The following is a 23,668-nucleotide window of genomic DNA, read 5'->3' on the forward strand; positions in this document are numbered from 1 at the left end:
TCGAGCGGGCCGCGATTGCGATGAAGATCCTTTTCATTCACCAGAATTTTCCGGGCCAGTACAAGCACCTTGCCCCGCTGCTGGCGTCGAAGGGGCATCAATGCGTGTCGCTTACCTTGCGTGTGAAGGAGCCGATCACGTGGAAGGGGGTCAAGGTGTTACCCTATGCCCTGCCGGACCGGGGCGGGCAGAAGGTGCACCCGTGGCTGCTGGACCTCGACAGCAAGGTCACGCGCGGGCAGGCCTGTTTCCTTGCGGCCCGCAAGCTGCGCGACAACGGCTTCGTGCCCGACCTGATCCTCGCCCATCCGGGCTGGGGCGAGGCGATGTTCCTGCACGATGTCTGGCCCGGGGCACGGATCGGGCTTTACTGCGAACTCTACCACCGGTCGGGCTTTCCGCACCTGGCCTTCGACCCCGAGTTCGAGACCGGAGATGCCGAGCTGCAGCCGCTGCGCATCCGGATGAAGAACATCAACAACCACCTGCATTTTCCCGCCGCGAGCGCCGGGATCAGCCCGACGCGGTTCCAGGCCGATACCTTCCCGCCAGAGTTCCGCGACCGCATCACCGTCTGCCATGACGGGATCGACACAGACGCGGCTCGCCCGAACCCGAGCGTGCGGCTCCAGATCGGCGACCTGGACGTCACCCGCGATGACGAGGTGATCACCTTCGTCAACCGCAACCTCGAGCCCTATCGCGGCTACCACGTCTTCATGCGTGCCCTGCCGCGGCTCTTGAAGGAACGGCCGAACGCCACCGTGCTGATCGTCGGCGGCGACGAGGTGAGCTATGGCGCCCAGCCGCCAAAGGGAAAGACGTGGAAGCAAATCTTCATCGACGAGGTGCGGGGGCGCATCCCGGCGAAAGACTGGCAACGCGTGCATTTCCTCGGGCGCATCCCCTACAGCCAGTTCGTGCAACTGCTGCAGGTCAGTCGGGTGCATGTATACCTGACCTATCCCTTCGTGTTGAGCTGGAGCCTGATGGAGGCGATGAGCTGCGGGGCAGCCATCGTGGCCAGCGGCACGGAGCCCGTGCGCGAGGTGATTCGCGATGGCGAGAGCGGGCGGCTGGTGGATTTCTTCGACCAGGAAGGGCTGGTCGGGCGGGTTTGCGAGCTGCTCGAGGACGAGGAGCAACGCCGCGCCCTGGGGCAAGCCGCGCGGCGCCTGATGATCGACGAGTATGACCTGCACAAGACCTGCCTGCCGGGGCAACTCACTTGGGTCGATAGCGTCATGCGCAGCGCCCCACCCGGGCCGCCGCGCGACTGAAGCTCAAAACCTGTCGGTCAGTATTTCCCGGCCTGGACCCGAAGCTGACGTGCGCGGGCGAGAATCGCATCCTCCACCGCGCGCTGGGTGCCGGCGCTGACCGGGCCGCTTTGCGTTTGCAGGGCAACGTTGAGCGAGCGGGCGTCCAATGCGGGATCGCTGATCAGGATTGTCGCGCGATAGGCGCGTCCGCCACCCGGCGGGCGGCCATAGCCGGTCGTGATGACGCCGGTGAACGGGTCGGCACTCTGGACGGGCAGGAAGTCGAGCGTCTGAAGGGCCGCGTTCCACAGGTAACGGTTCACCTTCACCTTCGCGCCGCCGTCGCGGAAGATATCGAGCAGGCTCGACCCGTCGTCGACCGCACTGCCGGCATCGGGGCCCGACTCGATTTCATAGGCGCTTTCGCGCAGCTTGGTGTTACCGAACGCGCTGCACGATGCGACCAGCCCGGCACACAGAAGCACGAGGATCGCTGTTCTCAAACGGAGGTGGATCATCTTAGTCGCCCGTCACTGTTTCCCCCCTCTACTATCCAACGACAGGGACCGGGGCAAGGAGTTTACCCCAGTGTCACCAAACCCTTGCGCGAGTGCGGCAGAGATTGTGCAGTCGAACGCCCTGTGGCAGACCTGTGAGCGACGCTACAAGGGAAGGAACCGCCCGTGACCCTCGAGACCATCAAAGCCCGGATCGCCGACGCGGAACACGAGGCCGGCCGCGCGTCAGGAAGCGTTCGGCTGGTGGCGATTTCCAAGAAACAGCCGAACGATCGGGTCGCCGCCGTGCTGGAAGAGGGCCACCGCTGTTTCGGCGAGAACCGGGTTCAGGAGGCCGCCGGCAAGTGGCCGGAATTCCGCGAGCGGTTCGACGGGATCGACCTGCATCTCGTGGGGCCGTTGCAGACCAACAAGGCACGTCAGGCGCTCGAGCTGTTCCAGGCGATCCATTCCGTGGACCGCCCAAAGCTGGCCAAGACGCTCGCCCGGCTGGCCCAGGAGGAGGGACACTGCCCCGACCTGTTCATCCAGGTGAATACCGGCGAGGAGGAGCAGAAGGCCGGGATACTTCCGGGCGGCGCGGACGGGTTCATAGCGGAATGCCGGGCGCTCGATCTGCCGGTTCAGGGCCTGATGTGCATTCCCCCGGTGGATGAGGAGGCCAGCCTGCACTTCGCCCTGCTTGCCAGGATCGCAGAGCGTAACGGCCTGACAGGGTTATCGATGGGCATGAGCGGGGATTTCGAGAAGGCGATTTCCTTCGGCGCCACGCATGTGCGCGTGGGCAGTGCCATCTTTGGCGAACGGACAGGCTGACAGCGCGATTTAGCCGTATGGGCTTGTCGGGATTCGGCGTAATGTGCCTCACTGCTTGATTTTCAGGAGACACATTCGTGCGCAGCTTGTTACTTTCCGTTGCCGTTCTGGGGTTGTCGGCCACCGCCGCCGCCGCCGAATTCACCATAAGCTTCCAATGGGGCAACACGCCGGCTTGCAACAACGGTCGGGCCAAGACCATCGGAAACCCGGCTTTCGTCGTGCGCGGCCTTCCGGCCGGAACCGAAACGGTGGAGTTCCGGATGAAGGACCTCGACTACCCGCAATACAACCACGGCGGCGGCAAGGTCCGGATGGCCGGGAACGGGACGGTGCCGGCGGGTATCTTCAAGTACAAAAGCCCCTGCCCGCCCGGCCGGGTCCATACCTACCAATGGACGGCCACGGCGCGTAAAGGCAACACGGTTCTGGGAACGGCCGCCGCGAGCCGGAAATTTCCGGAATAGACGGAGCGACTATCGAAACGACCCCGGGCGCACGATCAGCCGCGCGCCCGGCCGCACGCGGCCTGCGATTTCCTGCAGGTGTTCCGGCCGGAACGCGACGCAGCCGGCTGTCGGGTAGCCAGGCCGACGCCAGCGGTGCAGGAAGATGCAGGAGCCGCGCCCGGGTACCGCGTCGGGCCAGTTCCAGTCGGTCACCAGCACGAGGTCGTATAGCGGATCGCCCCGGCGCATCACCTCGTGGGAGGCGGCATAGGGGCGGCTGACCAGGTGGTTGTACTCGGGGTCGTCCGGCGCGTCCGACCAGAGATCTCCGGGCCGGATCGGTTTTGCCCACGCGGCAGGCCGGGCCATCCGGTCGGGACGGTAGAGCATGCCCACGATCAGGTGCTCGCCAACCGGGGTCGCCCCGTCGCCTTCGCGCTTGTCACCGCTCAACCCGCCACGCCCGATCGTGCAGGGGTAGCGGCGGCCGCGGAACCGCAGGCCAAGCGGGGTGAGGACAAGGTCATCGGGCGTCATGCTGATGTCATGCCGCAACCGGCGCCGCAAGGAAAGCCCCGGATCAGGCCTTGCCCCACCCGGTCTCTCGCAGAAGCTGGACAATTCCGCCCGCGAGCAGGCCCCAGACCGCCCCGCCCAGCCCGAAGACGGTGACACCGGATGCCGTGACGACGAAAGTGATCGCAGCCGCTTCGCGCGTGCGCTGGGGTTCCAGCGCGGCGGCGGCCGAACCGGCGAACACCCCCAGCAGCGCCACCCCCGCCACGGCCGCCATCAGCATCGGTGGCGCGAGGCCCGCGAAGCTGGTGATAACGCCCGCGAAGAGGCCGAGGATGCAATAGAACACGCCGGCCATGACCGCCGACCAATAGCGTTTCGAAGGGTCGGGGTGCGACTCCTCGTTCGAACACATCGCCGCGGTTATGGCCGCAAGGCAAGTGGCCGGCGCACCGAACGGGGCCGACAGGATCGAGAAGCCACCCACCGACGCGAAGAGCGGGCCGGGCCGCGGGGTGAACCCGAAGCTGCGCATGACGGCGATGCCGGGAATATTCTGGGTGGCCATCGTGACGATGAAGAGCGGCAGGCCGATGCCGACCACGGCGGACAGCGAAAATTGCGGCGATACGAAATCCGGCGCACGCAGCAGATCTCCGGGGGCCCATGCCGACAGGTCGGCGGTCACCGCGATGGTAATGGCGGCTGCCAACACGGCGCCGGGAACCGCCAGCAGGCGGCTGACACGCCCCAGCAGGAACCATGTCAGAATTGTCGGCCCGATGACGATCGGTGCCTCGCCGAGTGCGATCACGGGTGCCAGGCAGATGGGCATCAGCACGCCTGCCAGCATTGCATGGGCCAATGGCGTCGGGATCGCCGATGCCAACCGTTCCAGCGGCTTCCAGAGCCCGGCCAGCACCGTCAGCGCCCCGGCCGTCAGAAACCCGGCCACGGCCCCTGCGAACCCGGCCTCGACCGACGCCGATACCGCCAGCAGCGCGGCGCCCGGGGTCGACCATGCGACGGAGACGGGCGCCCTGGTCCAGAGGCTCAGGATGATCCCGGCCAGTCCCATCGCCACGGCCGCAGCCATCAATCCAGAGGCGGATTGCGACGGGCTGGCCCCGACGCCCTGGATACCCTGCAGCAGGATGGGGAAAGAGCTGAAGAACCCGACCATGGCCACGACGAACCCGGTCGAGACCGTCTGAAAAGGCGGCAAAGACGTCGGCATCGGAATTGGATCAGGCCTGGCGCGCTTCGTCCAGCAGCGACCAGGCGCGCTGGTCGGGAACGTGCAGGCGCATCACGTCGCCCACCGCCATCGGGCCTTCGCGCTCGACCCAGGCGGTGACACCGCGGCGCCCCTCGGCTGCGGGTTTGAAGCGCTTGCCGAGGCCGGGGTGATCCTTCTCGATCTCCTTCGCCGGAAAGATGCAGGGGCGGTTGTGCATGTCGATGACAAGGCAGGTGCCCGCCTCGTTCTGCAGCCGCGCCGAGGGCGGGACATGGGTGAAATCGGGGATGCCCTCGACCACGATCGAGGCGCCGAGCCATTCCGGCTTGATCTCGTCCATTTCCATGGCCTCGGCGATGGCCGACAGCTCCTCGGCCGAAACGATGGTGAACTGCCGCACATTGGCGATCTCGGTGCCTTCGGGATACTGCGTCGTCACACGCACGCAGGAGGGCCGCGTCAGCCCGCCGTGAATCTCGCCCTCGACACCGGCGAAGCTGGCGAAAACCTTGGGGTTGGCGGCCGAGCGGATGCCCTCGCGCTCTTCCCCCACGAGGCCCAGCCATGTGACGGTGCCTTCGAAGTCGGTGGGTATGAGCGCGGGCATGGCGTGTCCTTTCCGAAACGGCAGTTCGCGCGCAGCTTCGGCAAAGCGGCGGCGGGGGTCAATCGGTAACTTGTGTTCGGAACAATCGCGCCATGCGGGCGCAGTTCAGACGGTGAGGGTGAAAAAGAGCCGCCGGAAGGGGAACAGGACAGACCCGTCCTTGCGCACCGGGTAGGCCGCGCGCATGACGTCCTCGTACCGGCGGATGAGCTCGGCCTTCTCGTCTTCCTCGAGCGCCTGCAACACCGGGCGCGCGTATGTGCTTTCGGTGAAGCGCCGAACCGGGTGACTGCCGCCCTCGGCCACGAGACGCTGGTAATACTCGGTTTCCCACATGCGGAACTGGCCCTTCGATCCGAGCAGTTCCTCGTATTTCACCGGGGCCATGACGCCGGGCGTGCCCATCTTCTCGACCCGTCCGGGGAACATTTCCTCGACGAGGCTGAGCCAGACACGGTGCGAGGGAGCCTTGTTCTGGTGCGGCATCTGGACGGCCAGCGTGCCGCCCTTGCCCAGCATCGAGACAAGCCGCGGCATGAGCTTTTCATGCCCGCCCACCCAGTGGAGCGCCGCGTTGGACAGGATCAGCCCGGGCGCGCGGTTGGGGTGCCAGTCGCGCATATCGGCCTGTTGCAACTTAGTATAGGCTTGGGTCTGGCGGGCTTTCTCGAGCATCGCGGGCGATGTGTCGACGCCGATCACGTCGCGCCCACCGGAGCGGGCCTTCAGCGCGTCACCCATAGCCCCGTTGCCGCAGCCAAGATCGACAATGTCACCCGCCCCCATCCGGCTGACCGCGTTCAGCAAGTCGAGACCGGGGCGGAGGCGCAAATCATGGAACCGGGCATAGGCGCCCGGGTTCCAGTCTGAATTGCGTGTCTTCGTCGTCACGTGGAGGGTTCGGGCTCCATGCCGCCTTCGCCTGATCCCGGCGAGGATTTCGGCTTGGTCTTGGGAATGGCCGTGACCGAGGGCTTCTCCTCCTTCTCGGGAGCGCTGCCGTCATCATCCGACTCGGGCGGCTCGCCGCGGATCACGCGCTCGATCTCCTCGCCGGTCAGGGTTTCGTATTCCAGAAGGCCCTGGGCCAGCCGTTCCCATTCGTCTTTCTTCTCGGTCAGGATCGCGTGGGCGTGTTCGTAGGCCTCGTCGATCAGGCGCTTGACCTCTTCCTCGATCAGTTCCTTGGTGTGGGCCGAGACCGAGAAGCCGCCGGCAGCATTGCCCATGTAGCCCTCGTGGGCCTGTTCGTAATCCACGTTGCCGACCTTGTCGGACATGCCCCAGCGCAGCACCATGGCGCGGGCAAGACCACTGGCCTGCTGGATATCGCCGGCCGGGCCGTTCGACACGTTGTCGGGGCCGTACTTGATGATCTCGGCAGCCTTGCCGGCCATCGTCATCGCAAGCTTCTGCTCGCATTCCGACTTGTGCCAGTTCAGGCGATCGATCTCGGGCAGGCTGACGACCATGCCCAGCGCGCCGCCGCGCGGGATGATCGTGGCCTTGTAGACAGGGTCGCATTTCGGCAGGGCAAGGCCGACGATGGCATGGCCCGCCTCGTGATAAGCGGTTTTCTCTTTCTGGTCGTCGGTCAGGACCATCGAGCGGCGCTCGGCGCCCATCATCACCTTGTCCTTGGCGTTCTCGAAATCATCCATGGTCACGAAGCGCCGGCCCACGCGGGCGGCCATCAGCGCCGCCTCGTTCACGAGGTTGGCAAGGTCGGCCCCCGAGAAACCGGGCGTGCCGCGGGCGATGATCCGCAGGTCGACATCCGGGCCCAGCGGCGTCTTGCGGGCGTGCACGGCAAGGATCTTTTCGCGGCCCTTGATATCGGGGTTCGGCACGGTGATCTGGCGGTCGAACCGGCCCGGGCGCAGCAGCGCGGGGTCGAGCACGTCTTTCCGGTTGGTGGCCGCGATGATGATCACGCCTTCATTGGCCTCGAACCCGTCCATCTCGACCAGGAGCTGGTTGAGGGTCTGTTCGCGCTCGTCGTTGCCGCCGCCATAGCCGGCGCCACGGTGACGGCCGACGGCGTCGATCTCGTCGATGAAGACGATGCAGGGCGCGTTCTTCTTGGCCTGTTCGAACATGTCGCGCACGCGGGAGGCGCCGACACCAACGAACATTTCAACGAAGTCAGAGCCGGAGATGGTGAAGAAGGGCACGCCCGCCTCACCCGCGATGGCGCGGGCCAGAAGCGTCTTACCGGTGCCCGGAGGGCCGACCAGCAGCGCGCCCTTCGGGATCTTGCCGCCGAGGCGCGAGAATTTCTGCGGGTTGCGGAGAAACTCGACGATCTCCTCGAGCTCTTCCTTGGCCTCGTCGATGCCGGCCACGTCGTCGAATGTCACGCGGCCATGCTTTTCGGTCAGCATCTTGGCCTTGGATTTGCCGAACCCCATGGCGCCGCCACCGCGGCCGCCCTGCATGCGGTTCATGAAGTAGATCCACACGCCGATCAGCAGCGCGAAAGGCAGGAGCGAGATCAGGAAGGTCTGGAAGCCCGACTGTTCCTGCGGCTCGGCCGTGATCGGAATGTTCTGGTCGATCAGCATCGGCGTCAGCTCGGCATCTTCCGGCTTGATGGTCACGTAGTCCTGACCGTCTGTGCTGCGGAAGCGCACGTTCTCGCCGTCCAGGGTGACCTGGCTGACCGTTCCGTCCTCGACCGCCTGCACGAACTCGGAATAGCGGATCTGCTTGCTTTGCAGGGTACTGCCGGAGCCGCTGAACAGGTTGAACAGCGCCAGTATCAGCAGAAAGAGCACCAGCCAGAAGGCTATGTTTCTCGCGTTACCCAAGGACATTCTCCTAACAGAAGGGGGTCGGCTTGCTCTAGCACAAGCGGTACCTGTCTAAAATAGCCATCATCTCTGGCGGTTCAATGCGATATTAGTGCGGCAAAGTCGTGGTTTTCCCGGCGCACGAGCTCTGCCGTCCAGCCGTTTTCGAGCCCGGCCAGCGGTGCGGCCAGCAAGGTCTGGCCCTGCCAGACCGCCGGAGACGCGCGCAGGGAGGCGGCCGGCAATGCGGAATTTCGCCGGTCCGGGCAGTGCCTGAGCCCGTTTTCGCCCAAGGCCGCAATGACTGCGTTCCTGGTTTCGGGGCCCGAGAGGCGCCAGCGTCCGTCCCAGATGTCCCCGGGATGCGCCGTGAACCCCGCCACGGCGTGCTCTTCCCGCGTGATGCGAAGGCTTTCCGCGCGAGTGACGAAGCGACAGCCGTGAAGGGTGGCGCTGTCGCCTGCGTCAATGGCACGCATCAGACGTTTGAGGGCGAGCCCGCGCGGCGGGTAGTCGGCGCCACTGATCCAGAGGATAGCCTTCTGCAGTAGCCGCCGGGTGATCTCGGGCTCGATCCGGGCCAGCGCGGTGCGGTCGACGAGCACGTCGCCCGCCTCGATCCGGGCCACGTTCCGCGCGGCGAAGGCCACCTGACCGTCGATGACATGGCGCGCATCGGCAAGGTTGCCCGCGACTTCGGCCAGCGTGGCCGCCTCGATGCCGAGCGGCGCGAGGGTTTCAAGCACCTGCCGCGCCCGCACGCGTTCATAAGCGGGGTCGGCGTTGGTCGGGTCGTCGGCCCAGGTGATGCCCCGGGCCCGCAGAACCTCGCGCAGATCTTCACGGGCGGCATTGAGGACCGGCCGCAGGAAGGTGATGCCGCCTTGCTGCCAGCGCGGCGCCATGGCCGACAGCCCGTCGAGCCCGGCCGCACGCGAGAGCCTCATGAGGAAGGTTTCCGCCTGATCGTCAGCGGTATGGGCCACCGCGATGGCGGGAATGCCCGTTTCCATCGCCCATTCCGCCATGAGCCTGTATCGTGCCCGTCTTGCCGCGTCGGGCAGGTTGCCGGTGCCGTCCCAGTCCGTCCAGTGCAGCGTGGTGTGGGGAATGGTCCAGCCCTCGCAGAGATTCCCGACCATCCGCGCCTCCTCCGCCGCTTCGGGCCGCAGGCCATGGTCGACCGTGACGGCATGGAGGTCAGGCCCGCCCGTGGCACGCCAGTCGTTCAGCAATGTCAGAAGGGCCAGCGAGTCACTGCCGCCGGACACTGCCACGCCGAGCCGGTCTGGCCTGTCCGCGCCGATAGCCCCGGCGATCTGTTGTCGCAGCCGCGCGGGCAGGTCGGTCACTGGCAGGAGAGGGCCTGTCTTTCGGCCTGCGCGTTTTGCGCGGGCTGGGTGTTGGGAAAGCGGAAGCCGACCTCGGACAGGGTCACGCAGGCCTCTTCGGTCTGGCCAAGCTGGCCCAGCGCCCGACCGAGGCGGAACAGCGCGTCGGCGGCCTTGGGCCCGTTCGGCGCGGCGCTGAACGTGTCGAGATAGGCGCGGGCGGCCTTGGATGTCTCGCCCGCCTTCTCCAGTGCCTCGCCCCGCTTGATCCCGGCCTCGGCCTCCAGCGGGCTGCCGGGGTAGTTCTTGACGAACAGCGCGAACTGCTCGGCGGCGGCGGCGTAATCACCCTCTTCCATCGCCTTGGCGGCCTGGTCGTAATCCGCCTGTTCGCCCACCGCCATCTGCACGCCGCTCGTTTCCGAGCCGGTGGCGGTGTTGCTGGACGAACTGTCACTGCCGATGCTGCTGCCTGTTCCGGATTGCGAGCCGGCGGTGCTTCCGGTCAAGGGCGCCGTGCCGCCCAGCGTGGTGCTCTGGCCGAGCTGCCCTACGTCGCAATCGGTCTCGAGCTCGCAGAGCCGGAACTCGAGATCGCCCAACCGGTTGGTGCCGTCATTGACCACCTGGTCGATGCGGAACTCCAGCTCCTCGGTTTTCGAGGTCAGGCGCTGAAGCTCGCTTTCGATGGCGCCGACCCGGTCGATCACCGAGCCGCCGATCTGCGCACTGCTGACGCCGCCCGTGGTGCTGAGCTCGCGTTTGAGCTTCTGCAACTCGACATACAGCACCGACATCTCCTGGCGGATGTCGGCAAGGGTTTCGTCCCTGTTCTGTGCATGGCCCGCGCTGGCCGTGGCCAGAACGGCAACCAGAATTCCAATCCAAACCGGGCGCATTACGGCCATACTCCCCTAGCTCGTCGGCCCGGCCGAGATCACCGTCACCGCGCGGCGGTTCTTGGCATAGCAGGCTTCCTCGCTGCAGATCTCGATCGGGCGTTCCTTGCCGTAGGACACGACCTTGAGCCTGTTGGCGGCGACGCCCTTGGTGATCAGGTATTCCTGGACCGAGTTCGCGCGGCGCGCGCCCAGGGCGACGTTGTACTCGCGCGTGCCCTGCTCGTCGGCGTGGCCTTCGATCACCGCGTTGTAGTCGGAATTGCGCATCAGCCACTGGGCCTGCCCGTCAAGCGTGGCGGTCGCGGTGGGCGTCAGGTTGGACTGGTCCACCTCGAACAGCACGCGGTCGCCCACGGCCTGCTGGAAGTAGAGCGGCGATGTCGGGTCCTGCGCCGTGCCTGCGATGCTGGCATTGGCGTTGGCGGATGCAGACCCGGATTCGTCGAAACGGTCGGGGTTGCTGCAGGCGGCCAGAACCAGCCCCGCGGTCACCAGGATTGCCTTGCTGAGAAAAGTCATGTCGATGCCTCACGTATCAGATTTGTATCGGTCCAATGTTGATCCTGGTCCTCGTTAACCTTCTAGCACAGCGCTGCGGCGTTGGAAACGTGGGCCTTTCGTCATGCCATTCATTTCTGCAGCGGGGACCAGGACGGGTCGGATGCACCGGAGGGCGTTGGCACCTGCTTGAGGTTCCGGCCGGTGATGTCGACGGAATAGAGGCTGGTACTGCCCTGCGCGCCCTGCGTCTCGCGCGAGAACATGATGACCCGCCCGTTCGGCGCCCATGTGGGCCCCTCGTCGAGGAAGGAGGCCGTCAGCAGGCGCTCCTCGCTGCCGTCGGTGCGCATGACGCCGATGTGAAAGCGGCCCTTCGACTGCTTGGTGAAGGCGATGAGGTCGCCGCGCGGCGACCAGACCGGCGTGCCGTAGCGGCCCTGGCCGAAGCTGATCCGCTGCGCCTCGCCGCCGCCAGCGGGCATGATGTAGAGCTGCGGCGTGCCGGAACGATCGCTCTCGAAGACCATGCGGCTGCCATCCGGGCTGAAGCTGGGGGCGGTTTCGATCGAGGGGGCGTTGGTGAGCCGGGTGCTCTGGCTCGAGCCGATCTGCATCGAGTAGAGGTCGGTATTGCCGCCGCGCGTCAGGCTGTAGACCACGGTCTGCCCGTCGGGGGCGAAGCGCGGGGCAAAGCTCATCGTGCCGTCCTGGCTTTCCAGTACGCGCCGGCCCACCGTTTCGACGTTCAGCACGTAGATGCGGGGGAAGCCGGATTCGTAGCTGGTGTAGAGCACCTGGTCCCCCTGCGGCGAGAACCGGGGCGCCAGGACCAGCGAGGAATTGTCGGTCAGGTAGGTGACGTTGGCGCCATCGTAATCCATGATCGCCAGCCGCTTCTGGCGCGCATCCTTCGGGCCGTCTTCCGAGACGAAGACCACCCGGCTGTCGAAATACGGGTCCTCGCCGGTCAGACGGCTGTAGACCTGGTCGGCCACCTTGTGGGCAATGCGGCGCCAGCCCTGCTCGGTTCCGACAAGCTGAAGACCCTGCCCCATCTCCTGCCCGGCGAACACGTCGTAGAGGCGGAAGCTGACCACGATCCGGCCGGACCCTTCGGTTCTGACAGCACCGGTGATCAGCGCCTGCGCGTTGATCGCCTTCCAGTCCGAAAACTGCACCGGGCTGGAGAAGTTGCTGATCCGCGCGATATGCGCCTCGGCCGGGATCTCGCGGAAGAGGCCGGTGCCGTTCAGGTCAGAGGCGACGACGCGGGAAATCTTGTCGGCCCATTCAGAGGCCGCCGCGGTGTCGGCCACGAAGGAGGGCACGGCATAGGGCAACGGCTCGATCACGCCCTCGGTGATCTCGATCCGGAGTGGCCCGTCACTCTCGGCCGTGTCCTGGGCGAGGGCGGGCGCGGCCAGCATGAAAAGGGCCGCAAGGAGGCTGAGCACGTATCGCATCATTTGATCCTCATTTTCTCCGGATTGAATGTCATTTCAATGTCGCGCCACTGATCATACTTCTCCGGTGGCAATTTGTAGCCGTCCGCGCCGCAGCGGATGATCGCGCGGCGGGCGGCCTCGAAGGCCTGTTGGGCGGCGGGGTTGCTTCCCCCGGACGAGCCGAGCATCTTGATCGATGCGGTGATCGGCCGGCCGTCTTCCGACATGGAGACGCCCACGACAACGGTGGTGGCAAGCGCCTCGGAGGAGAGGCTGCCGACGTTCCAGCATTGCTGCACCGCGACGCGCAGACCTTCCTTCTCGCCGGTGGTGAGCGGCGGGCCGGAGGGGGTACTGTCGGGCTGCGTATCGCTGCCGCCGAGGGCTTCGGCGAGTGCGTTCTCGACGGCGTTCTCGTCGACCTCGGGGCTCTGCGGGGCCGCGGTTTCGGTCTGTTCCGGCTCCTGCGCGGCGGGCTGCGGATCGTCCTGGGGCTGCGTCTCGGGTTCCGGCTCGGCCTCGGCCTGGCGTGTCGGACGGGGGCGCGGTCGCAAGGAACGGCTCGGCGCGGCATCTGCCGGGTCGTCGGCCTCGGTCACGATCTCGGTCGTGGCCTCCTGGCGGGCGGTTTCTTCCTGGTCTTCCTCGACCGGTTCGGCGCTTTCGTCCGGCGCCGTCTCCTGCTGATCGACATCGTCGATCTGCACGTCCGGCTCTGGCTGGGCGACGGGTTCGGGGGCCACGCGCGGGGCCTCCCGCGGGCGGACGTCGGGCGAACGGTCGGGAACCAGCGCCGCCGTGTCCTCCTGCGGGGGCTGCATGACAGGTGGTTCCTCGCTGACCTCGGCCTGGGCCGGCGGGTCGGGCTCGGTCACCTCGGGGGGTGTGTCGGGCTCGGAGGATTCGGTGACCTCCGGCTGGGCCGTCTCGGGCACGGCATCGGTCTCGGACGTCATGCCCGGCGCTTCGCCCGCCTCGGGCGGTTCGGGCGTGTCGACGTTGGCGACGGCCTCGGGCGACTGTTCCGGCGCCATCAGCGCGGCGAAATCATCGGCCGAGATGGCGGTGACCTCGGTCACTTCATTGGGCGGCGGCACGTCACGAAACGCCCCTCCGAACAGAGCCCAGAAGATCAGGCCAGCGTGTCCGGCCCCGGATATGATCTGACCGGTGTTCATGCCGCACGCGTCAGCCGTCCTCGTCGAGCGTCGGCCCGCCGGTGTCGGTCACGAGGCCGATATTGGCAAATCCGCCCCGATTGAGCGCGCCCATCACCTGCATCACAAGCGAATAGGGCACGTTGCCATCGGCACGCAGGAAAATCCGCGCGCTCTCGCGTTCGGCGGCCACGGCGCGAAGGCGCGTGACAAGCTGCTCGGTGGCGATCTCGGTGGTTTGAAGCATCACCGTGCCCTCGGGCGTGATCGTCACGGTAAGCGGTTCCTCCTGCTCGGTCGGCAGGGCCGAGGCGGCGGTCTTGGGCAGTTCCACCGGCACGCCGACGGTCATCAGCGGCGCGGCGACCATGAAGATGATCAGCAACACCAGCATCACGTCGACGAAGGGCGTGACGTTGATCTCGGCCATCGGGCGCGAGCGGCCACGGCCGCGCCGCCTGCGGCCCCCGTCACCGGTTTTCTGAACGACACCTGCACCCATGGGTCAGCTGTCCAGCTGGCGGCTGAGGATGGTCGAGAACTCGTCGGCGAATGCCTCGTAGCCCGCCACGATCCTGTCGCTGTCGCCGCTGAGCTTGTTGTAGAAGATCACCGCGGGAATGGCGGCCAGCAGGCCCAGGCCCGTAGCCAGAAGCGCCTCGGCGATGCCGGGCGCCACGACGGCGATGTTGGTGTTCTGCTGCTCGGCGATGCCGATGAAGGCGTGCATGATGCCCCAGACCGTGCCGAAAAGGCCGATGAACGGCGCGGTCGAGCCGACCGTGGCCAGAACCGACAGCCCACTCTGCAGCGAATCCGCCTCCTTGGCGACGGCCACGTCCATGTTCCGGTCGATCCGCGCGGTCGCACCGGGGATCAGCTTGCCATCGTCGCGGTGGGACCGCCGCCATTCCATCATGCCGGCAGCGAACACCCTTTCCGACTGGCCGTTGGGATCGGGGCCGATCTCGTCGAACAGCTCGTCCAGCGGCTCGCCCGACCAGAACCGCCCGTCGAACCGCTCTGCCTCGGCACGCGCACGGCGATAGGTGATGATTTTCTGGATGATGATCGACCACGCCCAGAAAGAGGCGATGATAAGCATCATCATCACGAGTTTGACTACGATCGTGGCACGCGCGAACAGCGCCCACAGGGAGAAATCCATCTCCTGTGCCATTGCCAGGGTTTCTGCTTCCATCTGCCTGCTCTTTTTGACGTCGTTTCGTCCCGAAGGGCCTTGTTCACCGGCCTCATTGCCCCGGAACCTAGCGGAAATCCACAAGGAAAGCCATCACTTCCGCGTCAGCACGTGCAGTCCCACGGGGGAAGGCGGATAATTGCCGCCCTGGCAGGGTATCCGCATCGGTTTTCGGCTATCTTTCGGGCGGTTTCCAGTCAGAGGGCGGCACGTTGCGCCGCCACAGGCGCAGGGCCAGGCCGACCGCAACGCCGACACCTATGGCGACGGCCAGGTCGGTCACGACGGTCAGCACGAGGGTCAGCAGCAGAAGCACCTGATCCGACCGCCTGTCGTCGAGGTAGCCGCGCCAGCGATGCGGCTCGCTCATGTTCCACGCGGTCAGGATCAGCAGCCCCGCCAGCGCGGGCATCGCAAGGTGGCCGGCCAGGGGTGCCGCCACCAGCATCACGATCAGGATTGTCACGGCGTGGACCAGCCCGGCCACTGGCGTACGTCCGCCGGCGCGCACGTTGGTCGCCGTGCGCGCGATGGCCCCGGTGGCCGGCAGACCGCCGAAGAAGGCCGACCCGAGGTTCGCCGCACCCTGCGCGATCAGCTCGGCGTTCGGGCGGTGCCGGCCCGAAACCATCCGATCGGCCACCATCGCCGAAAGCAGGGATTCGACCCCGGCAAGGAAGGCGATCAGCAAGGCATCCGGCAACAGCTCTCGCATGCGCGCAAGGCTTACCTCCGGAAAGGCGGGCATCGGCAGGCTTCGCGGCATCTCGCCGAAGCGCGACTGGATCGTCTCGACGGGCAATCCGGCCAGCGCGACGATGGCCGAGGTCGCCGCCACGGCGACGATCAGCCCGGGCCACCGGGGCGCCAGCCGGCGCAGCCAGACGATCAGACCCATTGTGACCAGCCCGATCATCAGCGCCGGCACGTTCAGCGTATCCCCCGCCGACCACAGCGCGCCGAGCTTGGCGAAGAACTCGGCCGGCACCTCGGCCAGGGTCAGGCCGAACAGGCTTTGCAGCTGACTGGTGGCGATGATGATCGCGATCCCGATGGTGAAGCCGTTGATTACCGGCTCCGGTACCAGCTGGATCAGCCGTCCCGCCCGCAGCGCCCCGGCAAGCAGAAGGATAGCCCCCGCCATGAACGTTGCCAGGACCAGCCCGTCATAGCCCTGCTCGGCAATGATGCCGAAGACGACCACGATGAACGCCCCGGTCGGCCCGCCGATCTGGACCCGGCTGCCCCCCAGAAGCGATATGAGGAACCCTGCAACGATGGCCGTGACCAGCCCTTTCGCCGGGCTCGCCCCCGACGCGATGGCGATGGCAAGGCTGAGCGGCAGGGCCACCATGGCCACGGTGACACCGGCCGCGATATCTGCCAGGAACGTCTGTCGGTCGTATTCTTTAAGGGTGGTGAGGATCTTCGGTTTCATGGCGTGATCGCAAGCCTGGCAGACTGGGCCGGCCGAAAGGCCGGACGAACATGGCAGACACCGTTGCGCTTCAGTTCACGATCCTCCGGATCCCGGCGGGTAGCCGCACCGGGCGCCCATCCATGGTAATGCAGGCGACGACAACCTGTGCCGTGAACAGGACCTCTTCGCCGCGCATGACCTTCTGATCCATCACCAGCCGCGCCCCGCTGACCGAGGCCGTCGTCGTGCGTACTTCGAGCTCGTCGCCATAACGGGCGGGCAGCATGTAGTCCGCCTCGATCCGGCGCACGGCAAAGACGATCCCTTCGTTGCGCATGGCGTTCTGATCAAGGCCGAGCCCGGCGACCCACTCGCTGCGGGCCCGCTCGATGAACTTCAGGAAGTTCGCGTGGTAGACGATACCGCCCATGTCGGTGTCTTCATAGTAAACGCGGATGGCGAAGCGATGTGTCATGCCGCGGAGGTTAGCCGGGGATATCCCGGCCCGAAACCCGAATTCTCGGGCCCATGGCGACAAATCCGGGCCTCCGGATCGTGCCGGCCTTTATTTTCCGGCCATCCTCTGCCAACACTTTTCCCGCACTGAATGCAATTACCGTACCAGCCCGACCGGCCGGTTGCAGCAGGAGGGACAGATGGAAGGCTTCATGGAAACGGCCAACGGGTACGCCCCGCTGGTGATCAACGCGATCAAGGCGATCATCGTCCTGGTCCTCGGCTGGATCGTCGCCGGGGCCGTCAGCGGGCTGATCCGCCGACGCGTCAACGCGAACCCGAAGATCGACAACACAATCGGCAACTTCGTCGCCAGTATCGCCAAGTGGGTGATCCTGCTGATGGTGCTGACCGCGATCCTCGGCCTGTTCGGGATCGAGGCGACCAGCCTCGTCGCTGTACTCGGCGCCGCAACGCTGGCCATCGGGCTTGCGCTCCAGGGCACGCTGGGCGACCTGGCGGCGGGCTTCATGATCATCCTGTTCCGGCCCTACAAGAACGGCCAGTTCGTCGATATCGGCGGCACTGCCGGCACGGTGGTCGACATCAACCTCTTCGTGACCGAGCTTGTCACGCCTGACAACGTGCAGATCATCGTCCCCAACGGCCAGGCCTGGGGCGCGATCATCATCAATTACTCGCATCACGACACCCGGCGCTGTGACCTATCCTTCGGCATCGATTATTCCGACGACCCGGATGCGGCGATGAAGATCATCCTCGACCTGGCAAAGGCCGACACGCGCGTCTTCGAGGACCCCGAACCGTGGGTTCGGGTTACCAACCTGGGCGACAGCAGCGTCGACTTGGGCGTGCGTCTGTGGTGCAATGCCGCCGACTACTGGAACCTCAAGTTCGACATGACGAAGGCGGTGAAGGAAGCCTTCGACAAGGGCGGCATCTCGATCCCCTATCCGCATTCGGTGGAGATCAAGCGGGAGGGCTGAGCCGTTTCCCGCTTCGGGTCGATTTCCGTTCCGGATCGGAAACTTCGTGCTAGCATGCGACCTTGTGTGTCATCGGCATTTGAGGAACGAAATGCTCAGCGAATTCAGAACCTTCATTTCCCGCGGCAATGTCATGGACATGGCCGTAGGCATCATCATCGGCGCCGCCTTCACCGCGATCGTCTCTTCGCTCGTGGCCGACCTGATCGATCCGGTGATCGGGCTCTTCCTCGGCGGAGTCGACTTCTCGGACCTGTTCGTGGTTCTGGGAGCGGGCGAGTATCCCAGCATCGTCGAAGCGGAAGAGGCCGGAGCCGCGATCTTTGCCTATGGCCGGTTCATCATGGCGGTCATCAATTTCCTGATCATCGCCTTCGTGGTGTTCCTGCTGGTGAAGGGGGTCAACAGCCTCAAGCGCAAGGAGGAGAAGAAGCCCGATCCGGCCCCGGCCGGCCCGACCGAGCTGGATCTTCTGAAGGAAATCCGTGACGCACTGAAGAAGTGACAAGCCTCAGACGCGCTGTCCGAGCGGGTATTCGGCCAGCGGCTCGTAGATCAACCCGTCGGGGCCGGCGATCGAGCGGTACAGGGTGAACTCCCCCACCGGGATCACTCCGGCCTCCACATCGCCCCAGGCTTCCAGAACACCGGCGATGCGCTGGGTTTCCAGCATGGTCATCCGCTTGCGGAACCGCGCCAGTGTAACATGCGGGCGGAAGCGTTCGCGGGGCAGGTCGATGCCCGCGGTTCGCACCACCTGGCGGACCTTCTTGCGCAGGTGGCCAAGGGCATCCGTCAGGTCGACCCCGGCGTAAAGCAGGTTGGGCTTGCGGCCGCCGAAGATGGCGACCCCGGCGATGCGCATGTCGAAGGCGGGCGCTTCGAGTTCCGACAGACGGTCGTGCAGATGCTCCAGAGCGTCCTCCGGCTGGTTGCCGAGGAAGGCCAGCGTGACATGCCAGTTCTCGGGCGGCACCACCCGGCCCACCTCCAACGCGTGCTGCACGTCGAGCAGGGGCTCGGCCAGATCTTCGGGAACGGGAATGGCGAGAAAGCTGCGCATCGCCGCGGCCTCTACTGTTCCCGCCCGAGCCTTGCCGCCAGCCGCAGCGCGTGGCTCGGGTCCTGGGCGACCGCCGGCATCACCGGGTCATATCCCGCCCGGATCACCCCGGCGATATCGGGCCGCAGGATCACCCGGTCGCCCTCGGGCACCCGCGCCAGCGGCGAGGTGTCGGTAAAGGCGGTGTCCGACCAGAGCAGGATGGTCTGCACCACCTGCCCCAGCGCCAGCGTGTCGGCGGGGATCCGGCTCAGCTCCTGATCCATCCGCAGGAAGACGAAGGCCGCCTTGATCGCGTCGCGCTCGTCGAAGCGGAACACGCGGTACTGGTTGGCATCGGCCTCTTTCAGCTTGGCCACAAGCGGGCCCAGCCCCTCGATGAGCCGGTCCAGATCAGGGACCTCTAGCAATTCGTCCCACTCGCGAAAGAAGAAGAACATGCAGTTCACGCCCAGTTCCGGGTCGGTTTCTGCCATCTGGTGCCCCGCCAGCCCGACCACCGCCTCGATCGCGCCCTTCACGGTGCCAAGCGTCTTGTCGTCGACACCGAAGACCACCGGCACGATCGGCCGGCCCCAGCGGGCGAAAAGGTAGCTGCCATCAGCGCGGGTGAACAGCGCCTCGATCTCTTGCGGGGTCATCGTCTCTGCCATGGCCCCGACTTACGCAGCCGCGCCCGCCGGCGCAATCCCGCCCGGCTTCTTCTGGCTCCAAATATCCTCGCCGAAGGCATCGCCCGGCACGGGCGATCTCACTTGCCGAACAGGTCGTTCTGCCCATTCGGCCCCGGCGCCTCGAGCCCCAGATGCCGCCAGCCCCGCTGTGCCAGCATCCGTCCGCGCGGCGTGCGCTGGATCAGGCCCTGCTGCAGCAGGAAGGGTTCGATCACCTCCTCCAGCGCATCGCGGCTTTCCGACAGCGCCGCGCTCATGGTCTCGATACCCACCGGCCCGCCCTGGTAGGCCTCGGCGATCAGCGCGAGGTATCGCCGGTCGGCCCCGTCGAGGCCGAGGTGGTCGACCCCCAATCGGGTGAGCGCCCCGTCGGCCAGCGCCTTGGTGATATGCCCGTCGCCCTCGACCACCGCGAAATCAACCACCCGGCGCAGGAGGCGCCCGGCGATCCGCGGCGTACCGCGCGAGCGGCGGGCGATCTCGCGCGCGCCGTCATTATCGGCGGGGACGCCAAGGAGCTGGGCGTTGCGGGTGACGATCTCGTGCAATTCGTCCTCGGTATAGAACTGCAGGCGCGTCGGAATACCGAACCGGTCGCGCAATGGCGTGGTCAGCAGGCCCAGCCGGGTGGTGGCTCCGACCAGCGTGAAGGGCTGCAGCTCGATCCGCACGGTGCGCGCCGCCGGCCCCTCGCCGATCACGAGGTCGAGCTCGAAATCCTCCATCGCCGGGTAGAGCACCTCCTCCACTGCCGGGTTGAGGCGGTGAATCTCGTCGATGAACAGCACGTCATTGGCTTCAAGATTGGTCAGGATCGCCGCCAGGTCGCCCGCCTTGGCCAGCACCGGGCCAGAGGTCATGCGGAAGCCCACGCCAAGTTCCTTGGCTATGATCTGGGCCAGCGTGGTCTTGCCCAATCCGGGGGGACCGTGAAAGAGCGTGTGGTCCATCGCCTCGCCGCGCTGGCGGGCCGACTGGATGAAGACGCGCAGGTTGGCCTTGGCCTCCTGCTGACCGATGAAGTCCTGCAAGGCCTGCGGGCGCAGGCTGCGCTCGGCATCCTCGGGCAGCGGGTCGGGGCGCAGGGTGGGGTCGGGGCCGGTCATGCCGGGGCCTTGTCGCGAAACGGGCTGTAAAGTCCGGTGAGCGGTGCCATGTCCCTACCCTTTCGGCGCCAGCAGGCGAAGCGACAGGCGGATCAGCTCCGCCGTCTCGGCCTCGGGCGCATCGCCTGCCGCCTGCGCCACGGCGCCGGCGGCCTCGCCCGGGGCATAGCCCAGGTTGGTCAGTGCCGACAAGGCCTCGGCCTGTGCGCCGGGGCCGGATGGGGCGGCAGAGGGTGTGGCAGGTATCGCAGGTTCGATCACGTCGCCTTCGGCGTCCGGCGCAGGGGCCGCCTGGGACGAGACCGCCGCCATCGCCATCACCTCGGGTGCCTTGTCCTTCAACTCGTTCACCACCCGCTGCGCTGTCTTCGGCCCTATGCCCTTGGCGGCCTTGACGGCGTTCCAGTCGCCCAGCGCGATGGCCCGACCCACGCCGTCCGGCCCCAGCGTGCCGAGAATGGCGAGCGAGGCCTTGGCCCCCACGCCCTGCACGCTCATCAGCAGGCGGTGCCATTCCTTCTCGGCCAGCGTGTTGAAACCATAGAGCTGCAGCAAATCTTCGCGGACCAGCAGGTCAGTATAAAGCGCCACGTGCTCTCCCACTCCCGGCAGGGCGCGCAGGGTCCGTTCCGAGCAATAGACGAGGTATCCCACGCCGCGCACGTCGATCAGCACGTGATCGGCGGCGCGGTAATCAATCCGGCCGGCGAGGCGCCCGATCATGTGCCGACCCTCCGCATCGCCGGCATTCGCACGTGATGGGCGTGGCAGATGGCGATGGCCAGCGCGTCGGCGGCGTCCGGCCCCGTGATCTCGGCGCCGGGCAGTTGCACCTTCACCATGTGGGCGATCTGGACCTTGTCGGCGTGACCCACGCCAACGACCGTCTTCTTGACCGTGTTGGGGGCGTATTCACCCACCGCCAGCCCGAACTGCGCGGGCACCAGCATGGCAATTCCGCGCGCCTGCCCCAGCTTGAGCGTGCCGGCCCCATCCTTGTTGACGAAGGTCTGTTCGACCGCCGCGGCCTGGGGGGAAAACCGGTTCAGGATTTCTGTCAATTGGCGGTGCAGTGACAGGAGCCGCTCTGCAAGATCCGCGCCCTGTGACTTGCACACGCCGTTGGCGATATGCGTTAGACGGCTGCCCTCCACCTCGATCACGCCCCAGCCGAGGTTTCGCAACCCGGGGTCGATTCCCACTACCCGCATGTTCCACTGCCCGCTCTTGTCGTTTTGCAATCCTTAGCACGAAACGGGAACATACGCCAAGCGGATTGCGGTTTTGCCCGACAAGGTGGCGTTTCCAGACCACAGGGGGTCGATTCCGTGCCGCGGCGCAGAATTTTCAGGCCACCTGTCACAAAAACGTCTTATTAACAGGCATTTATCCGCCGCCGAGCCTTGCAGGAAATGCATATGGACTATGCAGGAAGCCCGCTTGCTGATGTTTCGATGCCCAATTATCTGGCGCTTTATAAATCACTCACATCCGCAATCCGCGCGTTTAGAAGGAAGAAACCAATGGCTGTCCTGGACACCACTCGCACCGCATCGCATGCCGGCCTTTTCGGCGGCCTGTTCAAACTGTTTGGCACCGTCGCCGCATGGAACGATGCCCGCATGACCCGCAAGGCCCTGTCGCAACTGAGCGACCGTGAGCTTGACGATATCGGTCTTGTCCGCGGCGACATCGACCGCATCACGTTCTGAGTTTTCCGCGGCCCCCGTTTCCGGGGCCACCACTCACGCAAAAGCCCTGCGCCGGGACCATCGGCACAGGGCTTTTCCGTTTTTGAGAGACGTTCGTGAAACGGCCTGCCCGGACGGAACGGACCGGGCAAGGAACCCGAGCTTACTGAACGAATTGAATCAGCTGGCCGGCAACGGCCTGCGAGGCGAAATCCGGGCGCATGATGAAGGCGCCGGCCTGTTCCAGAATCGAGCCGTGTTCCAGCATCACGATGGCCTCGGAATAGACGGGAAGGCCCAGATACGCGATCACGGCCCCCTTGAAGACGAGGAACGCTGCAACCAGGAGCATGAACCCCTTGAGGGTGATCGCCGCCTCGGGCCGGTGGCTCGTCATAACGATCACACCGTCTTCGACGGCATCCGCCCGGCCGTCATTGTCGGACCATGACTGAAGGGATTTGACCGCGTGTTGCAGACCGCGCGATTTCTCGAACCATTTACTCATGACAGCACCAATGTTCTTACAACGTGGCCCCCACCACATTGCGGCGAGAACTAGGCAGGAAATGTGGCGAAACTTGGGCGCGCGCCTTGAAAAGACCGCTTTTTCACTGCTTTTCAGACAGGTTTGCGGAGAACTGTCGTGGTCCACTCACCAATCTCGGAACGGTCGAAAAGACTGTTTCCAGCCTCCGAATAGACGGCGATCACCTCGTCGGCTTGTTCATTGAGAATGCCGGAGAGAATCACGAATCCCCCCGGCGCGAGCGCCTCGGTGATCGAGGGTGCCAGCGCGATGAGCGGGCCCTTGAGGATGTTGGCGAAGATCAGGTCAAAGGGGGCGGCACCGGCGATGCCCGGATGGTCGAGCCCTTCGGCCTCGAGACAGCCGACCCGGCCGGTGAGCCCGTTGGCCGCAAGGTTGGCCTCTGCCACCTCGACCGCCACCTGGTCGATATCGCTGGCGAGGATCGTCGCCTCGGGCCAGATATGCGCTGCCCCCATGGCCAGCACCGCGGTACCGCAGCCAAGGTCGAGCACGCGACCGGCGTTGAAGCCTTCGTTTGCCAGCCTGTCGAGCGCCCGGAGGCAGCCCTGGGTCGTGCCGTGGTGGCCCGTGCCGAAGGCCATCGATGCCTCGATGAGCAGCGGCACGCTGTCGCTCGGCACCTTGTCGGCATCGTGGCTGCCGTAGACGAAGAAGCGCCCCGCCTCGACGGGCACCAGCTCGCGCCGGACCTTGGCGACCCAGTCGACCTCGGGCAGCTCGGACACGACGAAGGGATTGGCGCCATGCATCGCAGCCAGAACGGCCAGCCCGGCCTCGTCGGGCTGTTCGTCGAAATAGGCGCCGACCTCCCACAGGCCGGAGCCGTCCTCGATCTCGAACGTGCCGATGCCGGTGGGTTCGGGTGTGAGACGGTCGAGATCCTCGCCCAGCGCCTCGGCGGCGGCTTTGCCGGACAGGGTGGTCAGCGCGGTGAAGGTGGGCATGGGGCCTCGTCTTTGTC

At 66.0% G+C, this 23,668-nt stretch carries 28 protein-coding genes; 6 read left to right on the forward strand and 22 right to left on the reverse strand.

The annotated features are described in order from the left end of the window. Positions 1 to 20: 20 nt before the first annotated feature. Positions 21 to 1,280 carry a glycosyltransferase family 4 protein gene (locus tag QUV18_RS22565; RefSeq protein WP_300896418.1) on the forward strand — a complete coding sequence of 420 codons (1,260 nt, stop codon included), beginning with the start codon at positions 21 to 23 and terminating at the stop codon, positions 1,278 to 1,280. Between the two features lie 17 nt (positions 1,281 to 1,297). Here QUV18_RS22565 and QUV18_RS22570 read toward each other — a convergent pair whose 3' ends face one another. Beyond that, complete coding sequence (locus QUV18_RS22570) at positions 1,298 to 1,780, reverse strand: DUF3576 domain-containing protein (RefSeq protein ID WP_300896419.1); 483 nt, start codon at positions 1,778 to 1,780, stop codon at positions 1,298 to 1,300. 165 nt (positions 1,781 to 1,945) lie between these two features. Here QUV18_RS22570 and QUV18_RS22575 point away from each other — a divergent pair, with 165 nt between their 5' ends. Both QUV18_RS22575 and QUV18_RS22580 read left to right on the forward strand, forming a co-directional pair. Beyond that, positions 1,946 to 2,596, forward strand: coding sequence for a YggS family pyridoxal phosphate-dependent enzyme (locus QUV18_RS22575; RefSeq protein WP_300896420.1), 651 nt, complete (start codon positions 1,946 to 1,948; stop codon positions 2,594 to 2,596). Positions 2,597 to 2,673: 77 nt separating this feature from the next. Beyond that, positions 2,674 to 3,063 carry a hypothetical protein gene (locus tag QUV18_RS22580; protein ID WP_300896421.1) on the forward strand — a complete coding sequence of 130 codons (390 nt, stop codon included), beginning with the start codon at positions 2,674 to 2,676 and terminating at the stop codon, positions 3,061 to 3,063. A 9-nt stretch (positions 3,064 to 3,072) separates the two neighbouring features. Here the strand turns inward: QUV18_RS22580 and QUV18_RS22585 are convergent, their stop codons facing one another. The 14 genes from QUV18_RS22585 to ybgC all read right to left on the reverse strand — a co-directional run bounded on the left by QUV18_RS22585 (position 3,073) and on the right by ybgC (position 16,632). Further along, positions 3,073 to 3,582, reverse strand: a complete 510-nt coding sequence (locus QUV18_RS22585; protein ID WP_300896422.1) for a L,D-transpeptidase family protein — start codon at positions 3,580 to 3,582, stop codon at positions 3,073 to 3,075. 43 nt (positions 3,583 to 3,625) lie between these two features. Next, on the reverse strand, positions 3,626 to 4,798 hold the full coding sequence (locus QUV18_RS22590) for a benzoate/H(+) symporter BenE family transporter (RefSeq protein WP_300896423.1): 1,173 nt from the start codon (positions 4,796 to 4,798) through the stop codon (positions 3,626 to 3,628). Between the two features lie 10 nt (positions 4,799 to 4,808). Further along, complete coding sequence (locus tag QUV18_RS22595; RefSeq protein ID WP_300896424.1) at positions 4,809 to 5,408, reverse strand: MOSC domain-containing protein; 600 nt, start codon at positions 5,406 to 5,408, stop codon at positions 4,809 to 4,811. 105 nt (positions 5,409 to 5,513) lie between these two features. Further along, a complete protein-coding gene (locus QUV18_RS22600) occupies positions 5,514 to 6,239 on the reverse strand; it encodes a methyltransferase domain-containing protein (RefSeq protein WP_300896477.1) in 726 nt (241 codons plus the stop codon). Between the two features lie 56 nt (positions 6,240 to 6,295). After that, positions 6,296 to 8,218 (reverse strand): ATP-dependent zinc metalloprotease FtsH, encoded by a 1,923-nt coding sequence (gene ftsH / locus QUV18_RS22605; RefSeq protein WP_300896425.1) that lies wholly within the window; start codon positions 8,216 to 8,218, stop codon positions 6,296 to 6,298. A gap of 80 nt (positions 8,219 to 8,298) precedes the next feature. Beyond that, positions 8,299 to 9,552: a tRNA lysidine(34) synthetase TilS gene (gene tilS, locus QUV18_RS22610; protein ID WP_366914699.1), complete on the reverse strand. Its 1,254-nt coding sequence runs from the start codon at positions 9,550 to 9,552 to the stop codon at positions 8,299 to 8,301. Beyond that, on the reverse strand, positions 9,549 to 10,430 hold the full coding sequence (gene ybgF, locus QUV18_RS22615; protein ID WP_300896426.1) for a tol-pal system protein YbgF: 882 nt from the start codon (positions 10,428 to 10,430) through the stop codon (positions 9,549 to 9,551). The genes tilS and ybgF overlap by 4 nt, the downstream gene beginning before the upstream one ends. A 15-nt stretch (positions 10,431 to 10,445) precedes the next feature. After that, a complete protein-coding gene (gene pal / locus QUV18_RS22620; protein WP_300896427.1) occupies positions 10,446 to 10,952 on the reverse strand; it encodes a peptidoglycan-associated lipoprotein Pal in 507 nt (168 codons plus the stop codon). Positions 10,953 to 11,062: 110 nt separating this feature from the next. Further along, positions 11,063 to 12,400 carry a Tol-Pal system beta propeller repeat protein TolB gene (gene tolB, locus QUV18_RS22625; protein ID WP_300896428.1) on the reverse strand — a complete coding sequence of 446 codons (1,338 nt, stop codon included), beginning with the start codon at positions 12,398 to 12,400 and terminating at the stop codon, positions 11,063 to 11,065. Next, complete coding sequence (locus QUV18_RS22630; protein ID WP_300896429.1) at positions 12,397 to 13,557, reverse strand: energy transducer TonB; 1,161 nt, start codon at positions 13,555 to 13,557, stop codon at positions 12,397 to 12,399. The genes tolB and QUV18_RS22630 overlap by 4 nt, the downstream gene beginning before the upstream one ends. 10 nt (positions 13,558 to 13,567) lie before the next feature. Further along, complete coding sequence (tolR, locus tag QUV18_RS22635) at positions 13,568 to 14,038, reverse strand: protein TolR (RefSeq protein WP_300896430.1); 471 nt, start codon at positions 14,036 to 14,038, stop codon at positions 13,568 to 13,570. Between the two features lie 3 nt (positions 14,039 to 14,041). Beyond that, positions 14,042 to 14,737 (reverse strand): protein TolQ, encoded by a 696-nt coding sequence (tolQ, locus tag QUV18_RS22640; protein ID WP_300896431.1) that lies wholly within the window; start codon positions 14,735 to 14,737, stop codon positions 14,042 to 14,044. Between the two features lie 175 nt (positions 14,738 to 14,912). Continuing rightward, positions 14,913 to 16,175: a SulP family inorganic anion transporter gene (locus tag QUV18_RS22645; RefSeq protein WP_300896432.1), complete on the reverse strand. Its 1,263-nt coding sequence runs from the start codon at positions 16,173 to 16,175 to the stop codon at positions 14,913 to 14,915. A 70-nt stretch (positions 16,176 to 16,245) separates the two neighbouring features. Next, positions 16,246 to 16,632, reverse strand: coding sequence for a tol-pal system-associated acyl-CoA thioesterase (gene ybgC, locus QUV18_RS22650; RefSeq protein WP_300896433.1), 387 nt, complete (start codon positions 16,630 to 16,632; stop codon positions 16,246 to 16,248). Positions 16,633 to 16,813: 181 nt separating this feature from the next. Here ybgC and QUV18_RS22655 point away from each other — a divergent pair, with 181 nt between their 5' ends. Both QUV18_RS22655 and mscL read left to right on the forward strand, forming a co-directional pair. Next, the gene (locus QUV18_RS22655) at positions 16,814 to 17,620 is read left to right on the forward strand and encodes a mechanosensitive ion channel domain-containing protein (RefSeq protein WP_300896434.1); all 807 of its coding nucleotides are present in this window, start codon (positions 16,814 to 16,816) and stop codon (positions 17,618 to 17,620) included. A gap of 91 nt (positions 17,621 to 17,711) precedes the next feature. Beyond that, entirely contained in the window at positions 17,712 to 18,125 is a 414-nt protein-coding gene (gene mscL, locus QUV18_RS22660) for a large conductance mechanosensitive channel protein MscL (RefSeq protein ID WP_300896435.1), read from the forward strand. 6 nt (positions 18,126 to 18,131) lie between these two features. Here mscL and thpR read toward each other — a convergent pair whose 3' ends face one another. The 5 genes from thpR to ruvC form a co-directional block, all read right to left on the reverse strand. Continuing rightward, the gene (gene thpR / locus QUV18_RS22665; RefSeq protein WP_300896436.1) at positions 18,132 to 18,683 is read right to left on the reverse strand and encodes an RNA 2',3'-cyclic phosphodiesterase; all 552 of its coding nucleotides are present in this window, start codon (positions 18,681 to 18,683) and stop codon (positions 18,132 to 18,134) included. A gap of 11 nt (positions 18,684 to 18,694) precedes the next feature. Beyond that, entirely contained in the window at positions 18,695 to 19,324 is a 630-nt protein-coding gene (locus QUV18_RS22670) for a hypothetical protein (RefSeq protein WP_300896479.1), read from the reverse strand. Positions 19,325 to 19,434: 110 nt separating this feature from the next. After that, positions 19,435 to 20,463 carry a Holliday junction branch migration DNA helicase RuvB gene (gene ruvB / locus QUV18_RS22675; RefSeq protein WP_300896437.1) on the reverse strand — a complete coding sequence of 343 codons (1,029 nt, stop codon included), beginning with the start codon at positions 20,461 to 20,463 and terminating at the stop codon, positions 19,435 to 19,437. Between the two features lie 54 nt (positions 20,464 to 20,517). Then, positions 20,518 to 21,186, reverse strand: coding sequence for a Holliday junction branch migration protein RuvA (gene ruvA, locus QUV18_RS22680; RefSeq protein WP_300896438.1), 669 nt, complete (start codon positions 21,184 to 21,186; stop codon positions 20,518 to 20,520). Then, positions 21,183 to 21,674 (reverse strand): crossover junction endodeoxyribonuclease RuvC, encoded by a 492-nt coding sequence (gene ruvC, locus QUV18_RS22685; protein ID WP_300896439.1) that lies wholly within the window; start codon positions 21,672 to 21,674, stop codon positions 21,183 to 21,185. Before ruvC ends, ruvA begins: the two co-directional genes overlap by 4 nt. 312 nt (positions 21,675 to 21,986) lie before the next feature. On the opposite strand from ruvC, the gene QUV18_RS22690 reads away from it, so the two are divergent. Further along, positions 21,987 to 22,175 (forward strand): DUF1127 domain-containing protein, encoded by a 189-nt coding sequence (locus QUV18_RS22690; protein WP_300896480.1) that lies wholly within the window; start codon positions 21,987 to 21,989, stop codon positions 22,173 to 22,175. A gap of 142 nt (positions 22,176 to 22,317) precedes the next feature. Here the strand turns inward: QUV18_RS22690 and QUV18_RS22695 are convergent, their stop codons facing one another. Then, positions 22,318 to 22,662, reverse strand: a complete 345-nt coding sequence (locus QUV18_RS22695) for a hypothetical protein (protein ID WP_300896440.1) — start codon at positions 22,660 to 22,662, stop codon at positions 22,318 to 22,320. A gap of 113 nt (positions 22,663 to 22,775) precedes the next feature. Next, positions 22,776 to 23,651 (reverse strand): 50S ribosomal protein L11 methyltransferase, encoded by an 876-nt coding sequence (locus QUV18_RS22700; RefSeq protein ID WP_300896441.1) that lies wholly within the window; start codon positions 23,649 to 23,651, stop codon positions 22,776 to 22,778. Between the last annotated feature and the right edge of the window lie 17 nt (positions 23,652 to 23,668).

The organism is Roseovarius sp., from assembly GCF_030373445.1.
GTDB lineage: Bacteria > Pseudomonadota > Alphaproteobacteria > Rhodobacterales > Rhodobacteraceae > Roseovarius.

Bases quoted from the DNA above. Each gene is read 5' to 3' on its own strand.
- mscL (WP_300896435.1), top strand. From the start codon at position 17,712: ATGCTCAGCGAATTCAGAACCTTCATTTCCCGCGGCAATGTCATGGAC.
- QUV18_RS22645 (WP_300896432.1), bottom strand. From the start codon at position 16,175: ATGAAACCGAAGATCCTCACCACCCTTAAAGAATACGACCGACAGACG.
- QUV18_RS22690 (WP_300896480.1), top strand. From the start codon at position 21,987: ATGGCTGTCCTGGACACCACTCGCACCGCATCGCATGCCGGCCTTTTC.
- ybgF (WP_300896426.1), bottom strand. From the start codon at position 10,430: ATGCGCCCGGTTTGGATTGGAATTCTGGTTGCCGTTCTGGCCACGGCC.
- QUV18_RS22585 (WP_300896422.1), bottom strand. From the start codon at position 3,582: ATGACGCCCGATGACCTTGTCCTCACCCCGCTTGGCCTGCGGTTCCGC.
- QUV18_RS22565 (WP_300896418.1), top strand. From the start codon at position 21: ATGAAGATCCTTTTCATTCACCAGAATTTTCCGGGCCAGTACAAGCAC.
- tolR (WP_300896430.1), bottom strand. From the start codon at position 14,038: ATGGGTGCAGGTGTCGTTCAGAAAACCGGTGACGGGGGCCGCAGGCGG.
- QUV18_RS22630 (WP_300896429.1), bottom strand. From the start codon at position 13,557: ATGAACACCGGTCAGATCATATCCGGGGCCGGACACGCTGGCCTGATC.
- QUV18_RS22570 (WP_300896419.1), bottom strand. From the start codon at position 1,780: ATGATCCACCTCCGTTTGAGAACAGCGATCCTCGTGCTTCTGTGTGCC.
- ybgC (WP_300896433.1), bottom strand. From the start codon at position 16,632: ATGACACATCGCTTCGCCATCCGCGTTTACTATGAAGACACCGACATG.
- QUV18_RS22595 (WP_300896424.1), bottom strand. From the start codon at position 5,408: ATGCCCGCGCTCATACCCACCGACTTCGAAGGCACCGTCACATGGCTG.
- QUV18_RS22700 (WP_300896441.1), bottom strand. From the start codon at position 23,651: ATGCCCACCTTCACCGCGCTGACCACCCTGTCCGGCAAAGCCGCCGCC.
- QUV18_RS22590 (WP_300896423.1), bottom strand. From the start codon at position 4,798: ATGCCGACGTCTTTGCCGCCTTTTCAGACGGTCTCGACCGGGTTCGTC.
- QUV18_RS22670 (WP_300896479.1), bottom strand. From the start codon at position 19,324: ATGACCCCGCAAGAGATCGAGGCGCTGTTCACCCGCGCTGATGGCAGC.
- QUV18_RS22655 (WP_300896434.1), top strand. From the start codon at position 16,814: ATGGAAGGCTTCATGGAAACGGCCAACGGGTACGCCCCGCTGGTGATC.
- tolB (WP_300896428.1), bottom strand. From the start codon at position 12,400: ATGATGCGATACGTGCTCAGCCTCCTTGCGGCCCTTTTCATGCTGGCC.
- tolQ (WP_300896431.1), bottom strand. From the start codon at position 14,737: ATGGAAGCAGAAACCCTGGCAATGGCACAGGAGATGGATTTCTCCCTG.
- ruvC (WP_300896439.1), bottom strand. From the start codon at position 21,674: ATGCGGGTAGTGGGAATCGACCCCGGGTTGCGAAACCTCGGCTGGGGC.
- thpR (WP_300896436.1), bottom strand. From the start codon at position 18,683: ATGCGCAGCTTTCTCGCCATTCCCGTTCCCGAAGATCTGGCCGAGCCC.
- ruvB (WP_300896437.1), bottom strand. From the start codon at position 20,463: ATGACCGGCCCCGACCCCACCCTGCGCCCCGACCCGCTGCCCGAGGAT.
- ruvA (WP_300896438.1), bottom strand. From the start codon at position 21,186: ATGATCGGGCGCCTCGCCGGCCGGATTGATTACCGCGCCGCCGATCAC.
- pal (WP_300896427.1), bottom strand. From the start codon at position 10,952: ATGACTTTTCTCAGCAAGGCAATCCTGGTGACCGCGGGGCTGGTTCTG.
- QUV18_RS22695 (WP_300896440.1), bottom strand. From the start codon at position 22,662: ATGAGTAAATGGTTCGAGAAATCGCGCGGTCTGCAACACGCGGTCAAA.